The sequence below is a fragment of the Candidatus Palauibacter sp. genome (assembly GCF_965197445.1).
GTDB lineage: Bacteria > Gemmatimonadota > Gemmatimonadetes > Palauibacterales > Palauibacteraceae > Palauibacter.
On the sequence record NZ_CBDANE010000004.1, the window covers coordinates 439,938 to 455,000 of the forward strand.

Here is a 15,063-nt window from a genome sequence, read left to right on the forward strand (position 1 = left end):
GCGTAGGCGCTGATCTCGTGCTGAACACCATATCCGCCATCGTGGCGACGCTTCAGATGCAGCACACACCGGACCAGCAGATGGGGTACGTGTGGATGTTCGTGCTCATGGCCGCGACGCCGTATCTCCTCCTCGTCGTAATCGGCGGCGGGATCTTCCGGGCTCGCCGGCGGCAGCGGGAGCGGGAGGTAGAGATGGCGCTGGAAGAGCAGCGCGAATGGGAGGCGGCACGCGCGGCCGACCCGGATTCGGCATGCTGACGCTGTCCCGCCGCGTCCGGCACGGACTCGTCGGCGGACTGCTGGGCGGCTTCGTCCTCGCCGTCCTCTTCTATTTCTACGACCTGGGGCAGGGAAGGCCGCTACAGACGCCCGCGTTTCTGTGGGGGGCCATCGTGAGTCGTTCCGAGGTCGAACCCACCGCCGGCATCATAGCGGGCTTCACGGTCATCCACTTCGCCGTGTGGGGTGGTCTCGGGATGCTGGCGGCCGCGCTGGTGCGCTGGGCCGGGCTGCCGCGCAACGTGCTGATCGGCGCCCTGTACGGACTGTTCGTCTGCTCGCTCGCGTTCTACATCGGGTTGATCCGGACACCGTCGGAACTCGTGCTGTCGGCGCCGGGCTGGCCCGCCGTCTTCTTCGGAAACGCCCTCGCGGGGGTCGTCATGTTCACGCACATGCACTGGGTGAGCTCCGAGCCCGGCGTGGTGGGCGTGATGAACTTCCTCAAGACGCACGAGGTCACCCGGCACGGAATCCATGCAGGGTTGCTCGGGGCGATCGTGGTCGCGGTGTGGTTTCTGATCATCGACTCGATCCTGCGCGAGCCCTTCTACACGCCCGCGGCTCTCGCCACCGTCCTCTTTCGCGGCGCCCCCGCCACCGGCCGAGTGGACATCGCCCTGGCGCCGATCCTCGGGTACACGCTTGCGCACTTCGCCTTTTTCGTACTGTTCGGGGTCACCGTCTCCGGGCTGGCGAAGCAGGCGACCCGATTCCCGCCGCTCGCGTTCGGCATCCTCATTCTCTTCGTCGTGTTCGAAGTCTTCTTCATCGCCATGGTGGCCATGCTGGGCGGCTGGATCCTCGAGGAACTCGCCTGGTGGTCCATCCTCGTCGGCAACGTCTTGGCGGCCCTCATCATGGGCGGCTATCTGTGGAGGGCGCACCCGAAGCTCGCGGAACGCCTCACCTCGGAGCGCATTTGGGCGGACTGAACCCGCCTCCGGTTCTGGTCGCCACGCGCAGCGCTCACAAGCTCCGGGAAATCCGGGATCTCCTCACCGATGTGCCGGTCCGCCTGCTGGGGCCGGAAGATCTCGGCCTCCCCGCGAGGGAGGAGGAAGAGGGGCTGGAACCGTTCGACACCTTCGCACTCAATGCGCTCTCCAAGGCGAAGTACTTCCACCGTCGGTCGGGCCTTCCCGTGCTCGCGGACGACTCGGGCCTGTGCGTGGACGCCCTCGGCGGCGGGCCCGGCGTCAGGACGCGCCGTTTCGCTCCGGCGGAATGGGTCGATCGATGGGGGCGTGACGAAGCGAACAACCGTTGGCTACTCGACCGGCTGGGCGGCGTGGCGGACGGCGAGCGGGCGGCGCACTATCGCTGTGCGGTGGCGCTGACCGACGATCTCCGGCACGAAGTCGTGGAGGGGGTAGTACGGGGGCTCATCGTGCGCGAGCCTCGGGGGACGGGCGGCTTCGGCTACGATCCGCTGTTCGTGCCGGAAGGCTACGAGGGCAGCTACGCCGAGTTGCCGGAGGCGGTCAAGGCGGAAACGAGCCACCGGTCAGTCGCGGTTCGACGGGCCCGGGGATGGATCGAAACACATGTCGTGCGGAATCGGGGCGGCCGGATTTGAACCGGCGACCCCCTGCTCCCAAAGCAGGTGCGCTACCGGGCTGCGCCACGCCCCGAAGTGCGGAAAGATGAACTCTCGCCAGGATCGAAGCCACCCTGGGCTGCGAGGCGCCCTGGCGCGGCGGCCGGGTGCGGGGAAGCTGCTGGCGATGATGGGCCTGGGCGCCCTCGTCCTCTTCGTCATCGGGATCCTTCGTCCGCTGCGAAGCGCGTTCGCCCTCTCGGGGCTCGCGGTCGGCGACTTCTATCAGGTGTACTTCGTGAGCGCCGCCGTGGTCGTCGTGGCGCCCATCTACAACTACCTGTCCGACCGCATCTCCTGGCGCCGCCTGATTCCGGCGACCGCGGCCTTCTTCGCGGTGAGCATGCTGGCGTTCCGGTTGCTGTACCAGGAGGACGCGGCGTGGTTCGGGCTTGTCTTCTACGGGTGGTACGACCTGCTGGCCGCGTCGCTCGTCACGCAGTTCTACATGGCGACGCAGATCTTCTACAACGCGCGCGACGCGAAGCGCGCGTATCCCGTCGTCATCGCCGCGGGCTCGGCCGGCGCGACGCTCGGCGCCCTCACGCACGTCCTCGTACCCGAGGGCGGCGGGTCCGAGAACCTTCTGCTGGTGGCGGGCGCCGCCCTCGTGGTACTGGCCGCCGGCATCGCGGCCGTATGGGCCCGCGAGGCGCCGGAGCCGCCGGTCGAGGCGCGCCCGGGAGACCCGGAACTCGAGGGCAGCGAACTGCGGCGGATGGCCGCCCATCCGCAGGTTCGGCTCATCGCGGCGACCGTGCTCCTGACGATCGTGGTCAAGCAGTTCATCGACTACCAGTACAACACGCTCACGCGCGAAGTCTTCACCGACCTGGGCGCGATCGCCGGCTTCCTGGCTCTCGTCGACGTACTGACCCAGTGGATGCCGATCCTGGTCCTGCTTGCCCTGCGCCCGATCCTGCGGCGCTGGGGCGCGGGCGTCGCGGTGATCATCTTCCCGACCGCCATGATTCTGGCAACGGGCGCGCTCGCCGCCGCCGTGTGGCTGTCGACCGCAGCGCTCGCCGTGGCCGTCGGGGCGCGCACCATGGAGAAGATGTTCCGCTATTCCGCCGAGCGGACGGGGCGCGAGATCCTCTATGTCCCCGTCCCCGAGGATATCAAGCTCAAGGCCAAGTCCTACATCGACGTGGCGATCGAGAAGGGGCTCGGGAAGACGCTGTCGGGCGCCCTCATCGCCATTCCGTCGCTCGCGCTCGCCTCGATCTCCCTCACGGGGCGCCTGGTGATCCTCGGGGTGCTCGGCCTCGGGTTCGCGGCTCTCCTTCTCGTTGCGTTTCTCAAGGTCCGGCGGGAATACGTGACGAGCCTCGCCCAGTCGTTCGAGGGTCGCTTCGCCAGCCTGCGCGGCACGTTCGTGTCGATGGCGGACGCGGGCGCGATGGACCTCGCGCGCGACGCGTTGAAGGACGAGCGGCCCCTCAAGGTGACCTTCGCCTTCGACCTGCTGAGGGGTGCCACCCCGGACGACATCGCCACTCTCTCGCCCGAGCTGTACCGCCTCCTCGAGCACGAAAACCACGACCTGCGGGCTGAAGCGCTCGACGCGTTGCTCCGTGCCCCCTCCCTGATGGATGAGGACGCGGTACGCGCCCGCCTCGAGGACGAAGACCCGCGGGTACGTCAGGCTGCGGTCCGGCTGCTCGCCCGGAAGGCCGGGCGCGCGCCCCGCGACATTCTCCTCCCCCTCCTCGACTCGAAGTCCACGCAGGTGCGGGCCGCCACGCTGGCCTGCCTGCTGAACGACTTCGGGCCCGCGCGGGCCGCGCGCATCACGACGCCGAGGTTCGAGCGACTCCTCTCCCGGCGCACGAGCGGCAGTCTCGACGACGCCGGGGCCTTCGAACTCGCGGTGGCAGCCGGGCTCGTGCCGGGCCATCCCGCAGTGGAAGACATCGTCCTCGAACTGGTGGCCCACCCGGACGACGAGGTGGCCGCCGCGGCCGTGCGGAGCGCGGCCCGCCTGCCCCATGAGGCCCTCGTCCAGACCGGCATTGCGGCCCTCGCGAGTCCCCGAACCCGCGCCGCGGCCCGCGACGGTCTGGCCCGGCGGGGTCAGGAGATCGTGACCCCGCTGCTCGAGGCCCTCTCCGACCCCGCCTCCGACCCCTGGGTCCGCCGGGGGGTGGCGAGCGTGCTGGGCGACATCGCGACGCCCGCCACCGTCGACGCCCTGATCACGGCCTACCTCCTGCCGGAAACCGAGCAGGCGCTCGACGACCAGGCACTTGTATCGCTCCACCGGCTGCGCACGAGTCACGATCATTTGACCTTCCCGGACCACCGGGTTCTCCAGGCCGTGGAGCGGGAGGTGCGAGCTTCCGAGCGCTACGCACGCGCGGAGGCGGCGCTCCGCGACAGGGGAGACTCAGTGCCCGGGACGCTCCTGCTGCGGGCGCTGCACGAGGCCCGGCGCGACCGCCGGGCGAGTGTTTTTCGCTGGCTCGGGCTCGTGTATCCTGAACAATCGATGCGGCGCAGCTACCTTGCGCTCGAGAGTGGCCAGCCGCGGCGTCGGGCCAACGCGTTGGAATGGATCGAAAGCACCGTCGGCCATCGTATCTTCTCTCAGCTCGAACCGGTGCTGGCGGCAGAACTCGCGGACGAAGTTCGGCGGGAGCCCGGCGACGTGCTCCGAGAGCTGTGGGACGACGAAGACATCTGGATCGGGCGGTGCGCCCTCTGGACTTCGTTCGAGTCGGAGAGGGAATCGCTGGCGGCGCGACTCGACGGGTTCGTTTCGTCCGACGCGGAGCTGGAAGATCTGTCCCGGCGCCTGGCGCACGACTCGGCGGCAGGACGCTCCGCGACCGAAGAAGGGACCGAAGAAGGGGAAGAGATGGAACTGATCGAAAAGGTCTTTCGGCTCCAGACCGTGGATCTGCTGTCAGGGGTCGATAGCCGGCAGCTGGCCCTCCTCGCCTCCATTGCGCGCGAGGTCGATGCGCGCGAGGACGCGGTCTTCATCCGCAAGGGAGAGCCCACGGACGCCCTCTACCTGGTGATCCGCGGCGAGGTGTCGCTGGAGGGAGTCGGGGATGGATCGGTCTCGCTCACCGACGGTCAGGCGTTCGGCACCTGGGCGCTGATCGACGAACAGCCGAGCCTGGTCGAAGCGCGCGCCGTGCGTCCGACCCGTGTGCTCCGCATCACCCGGGAGGATTTCCGCGATCTCCTCATCGACCACCCGGAGCTGGGGCTGGACCTGCTGCGCGGGTTCGCGAGTCGCGTCCGCGGTCTGGCGATGACATGATCCGACATGAGGACGGATGATGAGCAGGGATAGGAACTCGGACGCGGGCACGGTGATGATCGTGGACGACGAAGCCATGGTCGTCGGCGCCATCCAGGGGTTCCTCGAGCTTGAGACCGACCACCGGGTCATCCCGTTCACCTCTCCACAGGCCGCCCTCGAGCGTCTCGCGGAGGAATCGGTGCATACGATCGTGGCCGACCTCATGATGCCCGAACTGGATGGAGTCGAGTTCCTGACCCGGGCCCGCGAGCTGAGGCCCGAGGCCACGCGGATCCTCCTCACCGGGTACGCCGACAAGGAGAACGCGATCCGAGCCATCAACGAGGCCGGCCTCTACCAGTATCTCGAGAAGCCGTGGGACAACGACGCGCTGGCCTTCGCCATCCGCAACGGCGTCGAGCGCTCCCAGCTGTTCCGGGCGCTGACCGAGAGGATGGGGGAACTGGAAGCCGCGCACGAAGAGCTGGCCGGACTCCGGGAACGCTGGATCCACGCCTTCCTGTGAACGCGCCGAGGCTGGGGGCTACGGCCACGGAGATCACGCAGGCGAGGCTCGCCACGCTCGGCACTCTCGTCGCCGGGATCGCGCACGAACTCAATACGCCGCTGGGGGCGCTCCACAGCAACCACGACGTGATCGAGCGCGCGCTGCTCAAGCTGGGTGACATCCTCGAGGATGAAGTCGTGACACCCGATGAACTCGACGAGGTGCGGCGGGTCGTGCGGGCCACGGAAGCGGTGCTGAAAACGAACGGCATTGCGGTGGAGCGCATGGTGAAGCTCGTGCAGAGCCTGAAGAATTTCGGGCGGCCCAAGGCGTCCGAAGCCCGCCCGGTGGACTTGCACGAGGGCATTGAGGGTACCCTCGCCCTCCTCGGGTACGAGCTCCGAGAGGTCGACATCGTGCGTGACTTCGGCGATCTCCCCGCCGTCGTCTGCCATCCGAACCGAATCAACCAGGTGTTCATGAACATCGTGCACAACGCATCACAGGCGATGCCGGATGGCGGTTCGCTGACGATCAGGACGCGTGCGGAGGGAGGCCGGGTTCACATCAGCGTGGCCGACACGGGCCGGGGGATTCCGCCCGAACTCGTCAAGGAGATCTTCGAGCCGGGGTTCACGACCAAGGGCGACCGCATCGGCATGGGGCTGGGGCTGGCCATCACGCTGCAGATCGTCAACCAGCACGGCGGCGATATCTCGGTCCGCAGCGAAGTCGGGGAGGGCACGACCTTCGACGTTTCGCTTCCGATTCGACCGGCGAGGGATGCAAAGCGAGAGGAGAGCTGGAATGCGCTGGTGTAAACTCCTGGTGGCCGGCGTCACCCTGGCCGTGCCGGCGGTGCTCGCCGGCCAGGACCCGAACTTCCTGCTCCCCGTCGCGGAGATCGGCCGGATCCTCCGCGAGGGAGAGTTCGAGGTCCTCGACATCCGGCCGTCCCGCGGCCTTCCGGGTGAACGTACCTACCGCGCGACCATCCAGTCCGGGGACCACCTCCTGCAGGTCAAGTACGCCCCCGCGCCCGAGGGTGGAGATGAATTCAACAACCGGCCCCGCTACGAACTCGCCGCCTGGGCTGTCCAGAAGCTCTTCCTGGACGAGCGGGATTGGGTCGTACCCCCGACCGCGATCCGCGCCTTGCCGCTCGATGTGGTCCAGGCCACGCTCGCTGCCGCCCCGGGGGACGCGAACCTGCCTCCCGAACAGACATTCCGTGAGTGGCCGATGACGTTGGTCGCGCTCCAGTACTGGCTGTTCAACGTCGAAGTGCCCGAGGAGCTGCCGGACGGAGACAGGTTGGAGGAAGACGAGGTCTACGAGCGCCTGCTGGGGAACTTCAACCTCCTTACGTACATCATCCGCCACAGTGACTCGAACCAGGGGAACTTCGTTCAGTCGACGGACCCCTCCCGGCCGCGCGTGTTCGCCGTGGATAACGGGGTCGCGTTCTCGAGCGAGGAGAGCGACCGTGGCACCCGGTGGCGCGACCTGCAGCTCGATCGCTATGCGGCGAGCGCCATCGACCGGCTGCGGACGATCACCGGCGAGGAGCTGCAGGCGAACCTCGGGGTCCTGGTGCAGTTCGAGATCCGGAACGGCAACTTCGTGGAGGTGGAGCCGACGGAGAATCTCGATCCCGGCCGGGGTGTCCGCCACGACGCGCAGCGGATCCAGCTGGGCCTCACGGATTCGGAGATCCGGGCGCTCCATCGCCGCATCGTTCGCCTCCTCCAGTGGGTGGACGACGGCCGCTACGAGTTGCTCCCCTGAAGCCTCGGCGTCGCATGACCGGCACGTATTCGGACCCCGGGGCGAGTCGCCCGGCGCTGATCGGATGCGCCGTCGCGGCGGCGGGACTGGGATGGCTGGGAGGTCCGGCGCCGTCCGCAGGGCCGGGCGTGCCGCCCGCCGCGCCCGCGCCTCGCGCGGGGCAGGGCTCGTGGCGTTTCGAGGGGGAATACGGGCTCTACGTCGGCCTCACCCGGCGCGGGCTGGAAGTCCGTTGGTTGACGAACGAACGCCTTCCCGGGCTGATTCGAGCCATCGTAAACGGCCGGGTCGTGGACGAGAGGAGAACGGATTCCGGCCACGCGCACATGGCCGAGCTGCGGGTCGAGGCCCCCGTGGTCACCATCGAATACGGAGCGGATCAACCGGGTCGCCTGCAGCGCACCGAAATCCGCCCGGAGGGGCCACCGTCCCCGGAGATCGATCTCCCGGCCCCCGATTCGGTGTTCGTGTTCGGAGATGTGCACGGCGAGTTCGACCGCGTCGTCGCGTTGCTCCGGCGTGCCGGTCTCATCGACGCCGGGCTGCGCTGGACCGGCGGAAGCGCCACGGTGGCACTGCTCGGGGATCTGTTCGACCGCGGCGACGACGTGACGCGGCTGCTCTGGTTCGTGTATGAACTCGAGCGGGAGGCGGCGGCCGCCGGGGGCCGTGTCGTCACCCTCCTGGGCAACCACGAAGCCATGGTCATGTCCGGAGATCTCCGCTACGTGTCACCCAAGGAGATGGCGATCGCGGACCGGCACGACATGTCCTACGCGAAGCTCTTCGATCCGGCGAACTCGATCCTCGGTCGCTGGCTCGCCGCCAAGCCCGGACTCGTCCGCCTCGGCGACCTCCTGCTCGCGCACGGGGGCGTCAGCCCGACGTACCGGGACGTATCGCTGCACCGGTACCAGGACACCCTGCGGGCGTTCATCTCCGAACCTCTGTTCACCGGGTGGCACGACTCGGCCTTCCTGGAACAATTCACGCTCCAGACCCGACTCGACTCCGCGGGCATCTACCGGCGCTACGATTTCTTCTTCGCTTCGGAGAGTGTGCTCTGGTACCGGGATCTCGTGCTGACCGACACGCTGGGCGCGCACCTCGACGCCGTCCTCGATCACTTCGGGGCAGACGTTCATGTGGTCGGCCACACACCCGTAACGACCATCCGCGAGAGCTACGACGGCAAGCTCATCGCCGTCGACCTGCTGGATGCGGCGGCGGAGATGCTCATGCTCGAACCTCAGCCGGAGGGCGGCTGGGACCGCGTGACGATCCCGCTCGAGGGCGATGCCCGCCCCCTCGGCCGCGCGCCGGAATCGGGAGGCTCACAAGCTCCCTGAGCCTCCCCCCGCCGCCCTGAGGGCTCCGTGGCGACTGTCGCCCCCGATCACCGTGGCGGTGCATGCGTTCGGCCGCAGGTGGTAGAGCCAGTGCTCCACGTCCGGCGCGTCGATGACGGCGAAATCCGCGGCGCCTCCCGGCTCCAGCGATCCTGCCGTGCCCTCCCGCCCGATGGCCCGGGCGGCAAACCGCGTCGCCCCCTTGAGCGCCTCCGCCGGAGTCATGCGCTGTCGCGTGCAGGCCAGGGCCATCGCCAGGGGGAGGTGATACGACGGCGCCGTGCCCGGATTGAAATCCGTCGCTACGGCCACCGCGACGCCGGCGTCTATGAGTGCCCGGGCGGGGGGCGGCGTCTGACCCAGGTACAGGGTCGCGATCGGTAGTGTGACCGCGACCACCCCGGCGTCCGCGAGCGCCGTGATCCCGGCGTCCGAAACGCACTCGAGGTGATCGGCCGACGTGGCCCCCACCGAGGCCGCCAATTCGGCGCCGGTGCCTCCCGTCAGCTGATCCACGTGCAGCTTCGGCTCGAGTCCCAGGTCGCGCGCCCGCGCGCAGATCCGCCTCGCCTCGTCCGCCGAGAAAGCCGAATCCTCGACAAAGACATCGCAGAAGTCGGCCAATCCCTGGCTGGCGACCTCGGGTAGAATCTCCGCCACGATCAGGTCCACGTATCCCGAGCGGTCGGTCTTCCATTCCGGAGGGATCACATGAGCGGCGAGACAGGTCGCCACCACCCGCGCCGGGCCCATCTCGTCGAGTCGTCGGTAGACCCGCAGGAGGCGCAGTTCGGTCTCGAGGTCCAGTCCGTAGCCGCTCTTGGCCTCGACCGTCGTGACGCCGAGCGACACCATCTCGGACAGAAATCGCCGCGACCGCTCGAGGAGTGTCTCCTCGTCGAGCGCGCGGGTGGCGCGAACCGTGGAGGCGATCCCGCCCCCGGCGGCTGCGATCTCCAGATAGCTCCGGCCCCGAATGCGATCCGCAAACTCGCCCGCCCGCCAGCCGCCGAAGGCGAGGTGCGTGTGGGCGTCCACGAGACCGGGGATGACCAGTCGACCGCCGGCGTCCCACACAGCCTCCTCGGCGTACTCGGTCGGGAGCGCGGACGCGGGCCCGGTCCACCGAACGACGCCGTCCTGCCACACGAGCGCGGCGCCGTGAATCAGACCGATGTCGTTCTGCCCCGACGGATTCGCGCAGGTTGCGAGACAACCGATGTTCTCGAGCCGGGGCATGGGCGGGCGTCCGGGGCTACTCGAGCATGGGGAGGTCGACGCCGCGCTCCCGGGCCGTCCGGATCGCTTCCGGATAGCCGGCGTCCGCGTGCCGCATCACTCCGGTGCCCGGGTCGGCCGTCAGCACGCGCTCGAGCCGCCGGGCGCCCGATGTCGTGCCGTCGGCGACACAGACCATGCCCGCGTGGGTCGAGTAGCCGACGCCCACGCCGCCCCCGTTGTGGATCGAGACCCAGCTCGCCCCACAGGCGGTGTTGAGCATTGCGTTGAGCAGCGGCCAGTCCGCGATCGCGTCGGAGCCGTCCCGCATGCCCTCGGTTTCGCGATTCGGCGAGGCCACGGAGCCCGTGTCGAGATGGTCACGTCCGATCACGATCGGCGCCTGAACGCGACCCGTCTCCACGAGCCAGTTGAAGCGCGCCCCCATCTCCGCGCGCTCGCCGTACTCGAGCCAGCAGATGCGTGAGGGCAGTCCCTGAAAGTGCACCCGTTCGCGCGCCTGCCGGATCCAGCGCCCCAGCGATTCGTTTTCCGGAAAAGTCTCGAGGACGGCCTTGTCCGTCGCCGCGATATCCCCCGGCTCCCCGGAGAGCGCGGCCCAGCGAAAGGGGCCGGCACCGCGGCAGAACAGCGGCCGGATGAAGGCGGGGACGAAGCCCGGGATTTCGAACGCCTCCGACATCCCGCGCCGGTCCGCGACCTGGCCGCGCAGGTTGTTCCCGTAGTCGAATGCAATCGCGCCGGCCGCCTTGAGCGCCAGCATCGCCGACACATGCACGACCATCGAATCGAGCACGCGCTCGCCGTAACCGTCCGGGTCCGACGCGCTCATCGCCACGGCTTCCTCCACGGACAGCCCCGCGGGGATGTATCCCGACTGGAGGTCGTGGGCCGAGGTCTGGTCCGTGAGCACATCGGGCACCACTCCGCGGCTCACGAGTTCGGGGAGCACCTCCGCGATGTTCCCGAGCAGCGCGACGGACAGCGCCTCCCCCCGGCCCGCCGCAGCGGACAGCAGGTCCAGGGCCGCGTCGAGGTCGGTGGCCATCCGGTCGCAGTACCCCGTGTCCAGCCGCCGGCGGATCCGGTCCTCCCGCACCTCCACTCCGAGGAACGCACCGCCGTTCATCGTTGCCGCCAAGGGCTGCGCGCCTCCCATTCCGCCGAGACCGGCGCTGACCACGAGCCGCCCCGCGAGCGTGCCGCCGAAGTGTTGCCGGGCCAGCTCGGCGAACGTCTCGTACGTCCCCTGCAGGATTCCCTGCGTGCCGATGTAGATCCACGACCCGGCCGTCATCTGCCCGTACATCGTGAGTCCCAGCGCCTCCAGGCGGCGGAACTCGTCCACTCCCCCCCAGCGGGGCACGAGATGAGCGTTTGCAATGAGGACGCGCGGAGCCTCGTCGTGGGTGCGGAACACGCCGACCGGCTTCCCGCTCTGAACGAGGAGCGTCTCATCGTTCTCGAGCCGCCGGAGCGTCTCGACGATCTTTGCATATGAGGCCCAGTCCCGCGCCGCCTTGCCTCCCCCTCCATACACGACGAGGTCGTCCGGGCGCTCGGCCACCGCGGGGTCGAGATTGTTCATCAGCATCCGGAGGGCCGCCTCCTGATGCCAGCCTTTGCACGAGAGGGACGTCCCCCGCGGCGCGTGGATCGGTCCGGATGGTTTCATTCGCGTCTGTCTCCGGTCATGGCAGATCCAATATCTGGTCGGCATCAAGCTCTGCGTCCAGACGCTCGAGGTCGACGCCCCTCAGGGCTCCGGCCGGTACCGGACCGATGAACTCCGATCCGGCGAGCATCACCCCTTCAGCCCGCGCCCCCTCGGCCACCCGATCGTAGACCGTGTCCACAGAGGTCACGGCATAGCGGGTCAGGTTGAGGGAGATCTGCGTCAGGCCCCGGCGTTTCAGTGAGATCCCGAGCGCCCGGACGTGCGGCAGCCCGCCCCCCGACTCCCGGATCGCCCCCGCAAGGCGCCGGGCCGGGCCGGGATCCCGCGTGCCGAGGTTCACGTTGAAGCGGACCAGTGGAGCGCGAAGGCCGACCACTACCGCTCCAGCGGAAGGATGGGGCGCTGGAGGGCCGAGATCCGGCCTCCATTCGGGCCGGGCCAGCTTTGAGGCGAGCCCCTCGAACTGTCCGGACCGAATCCGGGGCAGGGAATCTCGCTCGCATGAGGCCGCGGCCCGTTCGTAGAAGAAGACCGGGACGCCCCGAGCCGCTGTCCACGCACCGAAGGACCGGCAAGCGGCGAGGGCCTCCGCCTCCCCGCAGCCGGGGCCGCGCACGAAGGGGACGACGTCCAGCGCCCCGATCCTGGGGTGGGCACCCCGGTGACGCCTCAGGTCCACCGATCCGTAGACCGCGGCGGCAAGTGCCATGGTGGCCTGGACGACGGCCTCCGGGCCGCCGAGATAGGCCAGAACCATGCGATGATGATCGGGATCCGACGACCGATGGATGAGTTCGACACCCGCAGTCTCCGCCACCGCCTCCGCGAAACCCGTCATGCGCGCCTCGTCCCGGCCCTCGCTGACGTTCGGCTCGCAGAGGAGCCAGCCCCGGTTCAGAGGCGTGACGGAGGCCAGAGATCGCCCAGCGCGGCCATCGCCGCCCGCTCGAGCGTGCCGTCCTCGATCGCCGCCTCCAGCCGCTCGACATCGGCTGCGAGCGAACGATCCCCGGTCACGGGCGGTACTCGCTCGCGGATGGCCTCGTATACCGGGCGCGTCCCGGCCCCGAGGCGTTCAGCGCCCTGTGGACGGAGATAGACGGCCTGCGCCGCGCTCAGGAGTTCGATCGCGAGCACCGTGCGCGTATTCTCGAGGATCTCTCGTGTGTGGCGGGCCGCGTTGGCCCCCATACTCACGTGGTCCTCCTGGTTCGCGCTCGTCGGGATCGAGTCGACGGAGTCCGGGTGCGCGAGCGTCTTGTTGTCCGACACGAGGGCCGCCCCCGTGTACTCGAGCGACATCAGTCCGCCGTGCAGCCCCGGTTCCGACACGAGCATGGCGGGCAAACCACCCGACAGCTCGGGTGTGAGCATGCGGAACACGCGACGGTCCGAGAGGCTCGCGACATCGGTCATCGCGATGCCCAGCGTGTCCAGCCACAGCGCAGGTCCCGCCCCGTGGAAGTTCCCTCCCGACCGGACGATCCCCGGCGCGCCCCCGGTGGCGGGGAAGACCAGCGGGTTGTCGGACACCGCGTTGAGAGAGGCCTCCACCCGGTTCCAGAGGAAGCCGACCATGTCCACGACCGGGCCCACGACCTGGGGCGTGCAGCGGAGGCTGTACGCATCCTGCACGCGATCATCATCGGAATCGACCAGCCGGCTCCCCGCCAGCAGGGCCCGCAGACGCGCCGCGGTCCCCACCTGGCCGGGCTGATTGTTCGCCTCGTGCAGCGCCGGATCCAGCGCCGCCGACCGCGCGAGCAGCCCCTCGAAGCTCAGGGCCGCCGCCAGTTCGGCGTGCAGCAGCAGTCGCCTCGCGTCGTGGAGCTGCAGCGCCGCTCCGGCGACCATCATCGTGGTCCCGTTCGTGAGTGCGAGCCCTTCCTTGGCCTCGATCCCCGGGCGCACGATTCCGGCCGCGTCCATCGCCGTGGCCCCGTCCGTCCGGCGACCCTCGAACCACGCCTCGCCGCTGAAACTGTCCGCGTCCGTGTCTCCGTGGGCGGCCGAAGTGGCGACCGCCGCCATGTGCGCGAGCGGCGCAAGGTCGCCGCTCGCCCCCAGCGACCCCTTCCCGGGCACGACCGGCGTGACCCCGCGGTTGAGCATCTCGATCAGCGTGTCGATGATGACGGGGCGCACCCCCGAGGCCCCGAGGGCGAGTGAGTTCGCCCGCACCAGGAGCATGGCGCGGACCCAGTCTTCGGGCAGAGGCGGTCCTGTCCCCGCCGCGCATTTGAGGATCAGGTTGCGGGACAGCCTCGCCGAGTCTTCGGCCGAGATCCGGATCCCCGCCAGCGACCCGTAGCCGGTCGTGATCCCGTAGATTCTCGCGCCGGGCCGGGCCAGCGCCTCCTCCACCGTGGCGCGGCTCGCTTCCACCCGGGCCCGCGTCGACCCGCGCAGCCTGTCCACGCCCGCTCCCCGGCGGGCCACGGCGGCGACCTCCGGTATCGTGAGCTGCCGCGAGAGCCCGATGGGCTCCGAACTCGCGCCGCCGTGCCCGATCGCCCCGCCGCTCACCGGTCGCCGTCCACGGCGAGCAGGTCGAGCATCTCTTCCCCGGAGAGCCGTTTGCCGACAGTGAACGGCCCGAATTCCCCATAATGGGCGCTCGCCTCGTCGTAGCGCATTTCGCTGATGATGGCCTTGAACTCCAGTGGATCCGCCGACCACAGGGTCACCGCCCACTCCCAGTCGTCCAGACCCATCGACCCGCTGATGACCTGTACGAGCCGGCCCGCGAAGCGCCGGCCCACCGTTCCGTGCGCCGCCATCAGCGCGGCCCGGTCCTCCAGCGAAAGCGCATACCAGTTCTGTCCGGGGTTCCGCCGCTTGTCCATCGGGTAGGTGCAGACGTAGGGCATGTGCCCGGGCTGGCGAGGCTGAAGCCGGCGGCGGACGAACCCTTTCTCGCGCTCGGCAGCCAGCGTCTCCGTGAGCGCAAGGTCCCACGCCTCGCGGTCCTCCGGGTCGACCCGGCCGGCGAGCTCACTGGTCAGGGTGTAGAGTCCCAACTCCACCACGGACAGGTACTCCTCACGGACGATGACGTAGTCGCCCCACACCGAGAGCTGGAGCTGGTGCCCCGCCTCGATCAGCCGGTCCAGCGTATCCCGGAAATGGAGGATGAGAAAGTCGATCCCCGCACCCGCCACGCGATACACTCCCGACCAGCCCGGTTCGGATGCCGTCGCCCACGCCTCCGCGAGCGCGGCGAAGCTCGCCAGCGCCTCGCGTGCGTCCCCCGGGTCCGCGGCCTTGAGCGCCGCCCAGTCCACGCTCAGCGACTGGTGAAGGACGTACCAGCCCTCGAGGGAGGCCGGGGGAAGCGGGGGAACCGGCAGGTCCGCAGCGCTAT

13 protein-coding genes and 1 tRNA gene (1 of these 14 cut by a window edge) are annotated in these 15,063 nt (G+C 69.3%); 8 read left to right on the forward strand and 6 right to left on the reverse strand.

Going from position 1 to position 15,063, the window contains the following annotated elements:
• Positions 1–17: 17 nt before the first annotated feature.
• Genes ACN9M6_RS05790 through ACN9M6_RS05800 form a run of 3 tightly spaced genes read left to right on the forward strand, consistent with a single transcriptional unit; the run spans position 18 to position 1,860 of the window.
• The gene (locus ACN9M6_RS05790) at positions 18–260 is read left to right on the forward strand and encodes a hypothetical protein (RefSeq protein WP_419161967.1); all 243 of its coding nucleotides are present in this window, start codon (positions 18–20) and stop codon (positions 258–260) included.
• Positions 254–1,216: a hypothetical protein gene (locus ACN9M6_RS05795; protein WP_419161968.1), complete on the forward strand. Its 963-nt coding sequence runs from the start codon at positions 254–256 to the stop codon at positions 1,214–1,216. Before ACN9M6_RS05790 ends, ACN9M6_RS05795 begins: the two co-directional genes overlap by 7 nt.
• Positions 1,204–1,860: a non-canonical purine NTP pyrophosphatase gene (locus ACN9M6_RS05800; protein ID WP_419161969.1), complete on the forward strand. Its 657-nt coding sequence runs from the start codon at positions 1,204–1,206 to the stop codon at positions 1,858–1,860. The genes ACN9M6_RS05795 and ACN9M6_RS05800 overlap by 13 nt, the downstream gene beginning before the upstream one ends.
• Here ACN9M6_RS05800 and ACN9M6_RS05805 read toward each other — a convergent pair.
• A tRNA-Pro gene (locus ACN9M6_RS05805) sits at positions 1,842–1,915 on the reverse strand. The genes ACN9M6_RS05800 and ACN9M6_RS05805 overlap by 19 nt on opposite strands.
• A gap of 12 nt (positions 1,916–1,927) precedes the next feature.
• On the opposite strand from ACN9M6_RS05805, the gene ACN9M6_RS05810 reads away from it, so the two are divergent.
• From ACN9M6_RS05810 to ACN9M6_RS05830, 5 genes are read left to right on the forward strand one after another with little or no spacing between them, the layout of a single operon-like run.
• Positions 1,928–5,155 (forward strand): Npt1/Npt2 family nucleotide transporter, encoded by a 3,228-nt coding sequence (locus tag ACN9M6_RS05810; protein ID WP_419161970.1) that lies wholly within the window; start codon positions 1,928–1,930, stop codon positions 5,153–5,155.
• Between the two features lie 16 nt (positions 5,156–5,171).
• Entirely contained in the window at positions 5,172–5,663 is a 492-nt protein-coding gene (locus ACN9M6_RS05815) for a response regulator (RefSeq protein ID WP_419161971.1), read from the forward strand.
• On the forward strand, positions 5,660–6,466 hold the full coding sequence (locus ACN9M6_RS05820; protein WP_419161972.1) for a sensor histidine kinase: 807 nt from the start codon (positions 5,660–5,662) through the stop codon (positions 6,464–6,466). Before ACN9M6_RS05815 ends, ACN9M6_RS05820 begins: the two co-directional genes overlap by 4 nt.
• A complete protein-coding gene (locus tag ACN9M6_RS05825) occupies positions 6,453–7,433 on the forward strand; it encodes a hypothetical protein (protein WP_419161973.1) in 981 nt (326 codons plus the stop codon). The genes ACN9M6_RS05820 and ACN9M6_RS05825 overlap by 14 nt, the downstream gene beginning before the upstream one ends.
• A gap of 14 nt (positions 7,434–7,447) precedes the next feature.
• A complete protein-coding gene (locus ACN9M6_RS05830) occupies positions 7,448–8,782 on the forward strand; it encodes a metallophosphoesterase (RefSeq protein WP_419161974.1) in 1,335 nt (444 codons plus the stop codon).
• On the opposite strand, the gene hutI is transcribed toward ACN9M6_RS05830, so the two are convergent.
• The 5 genes in view from hutI to ACN9M6_RS05855 are tightly spaced (at most 16 nt apart) and all read right to left on the reverse strand, a layout consistent with a single transcriptional unit that may run on beyond the window.
• Entirely contained in the window at positions 8,768–10,021 is a 1,254-nt protein-coding gene (gene hutI / locus ACN9M6_RS05835) for an imidazolonepropionase (protein ID WP_419161975.1), read from the reverse strand. The genes ACN9M6_RS05830 and hutI overlap by 15 nt on opposite strands.
• A 16-nt stretch (positions 10,022–10,037) precedes the next feature.
• Positions 10,038–11,696, reverse strand: a complete 1,659-nt coding sequence (hutU, locus tag ACN9M6_RS05840) for a urocanate hydratase (protein WP_419161976.1) — start codon at positions 11,694–11,696, stop codon at positions 10,038–10,040.
• 16 nt (positions 11,697–11,712) lie between these two features.
• Positions 11,713–12,615, reverse strand: a complete 903-nt coding sequence (ftcD, locus tag ACN9M6_RS05845; protein ID WP_419162262.1) for a glutamate formimidoyltransferase — start codon at positions 12,613–12,615, stop codon at positions 11,713–11,715.
• Complete coding sequence (gene hutH / locus ACN9M6_RS05850) at positions 12,594–14,225, reverse strand: histidine ammonia-lyase (RefSeq protein WP_419161977.1); 1,632 nt, start codon at positions 14,223–14,225, stop codon at positions 12,594–12,596. The genes ftcD and hutH overlap by 22 nt, the downstream gene beginning before the upstream one ends.
• Positions 14,222–15,063, reverse strand: partial view of a chlorite dismutase family protein gene (locus tag ACN9M6_RS05855; protein ID WP_419162263.1) — the 3' portion only. Its footprint extends 25 nt past the window's final position; 842 of the gene's 867 nt are visible here — the last part of the coding sequence; its start codon lies off the right edge, out of view; its stop codon occupies positions 14,222–14,224. Before ACN9M6_RS05855 ends, hutH begins: the two co-directional genes overlap by 4 nt.

Excerpts from the sequence above, each read along its gene's own strand:
- ACN9M6_RS05795 (WP_419161968.1), top strand. The coding sequence starts at position 254 with ATGCTGACGCTGTCCCGCCGCGTCCGGCACGGACTCGTCGGCGGACTG.
- ACN9M6_RS05810 (WP_419161970.1), top strand. The coding sequence starts at position 1,928 with ATGAACTCTCGCCAGGATCGAAGCCACCCTGGGCTGCGAGGCGCCCTG.
- ACN9M6_RS05815 (WP_419161971.1), top strand. The coding sequence starts at position 5,172 with ATGATGAGCAGGGATAGGAACTCGGACGCGGGCACGGTGATGATCGTG.
- ACN9M6_RS05825 (WP_419161973.1), top strand. The coding sequence starts at position 6,453 with ATGCGCTGGTGTAAACTCCTGGTGGCCGGCGTCACCCTGGCCGTGCCG.
- ACN9M6_RS05830 (WP_419161974.1), top strand. The coding sequence starts at position 7,448 with ATGACCGGCACGTATTCGGACCCCGGGGCGAGTCGCCCGGCGCTGATC.
- hutI (WP_419161975.1), bottom strand. The coding sequence starts at position 10,021 with ATGCCCCGGCTCGAGAACATCGGTTGTCTCGCAACCTGCGCGAATCCG.
- hutU (WP_419161976.1), bottom strand. The coding sequence starts at position 11,696 with ATGAAACCATCCGGACCGATCCACGCGCCGCGGGGGACGTCCCTCTCG.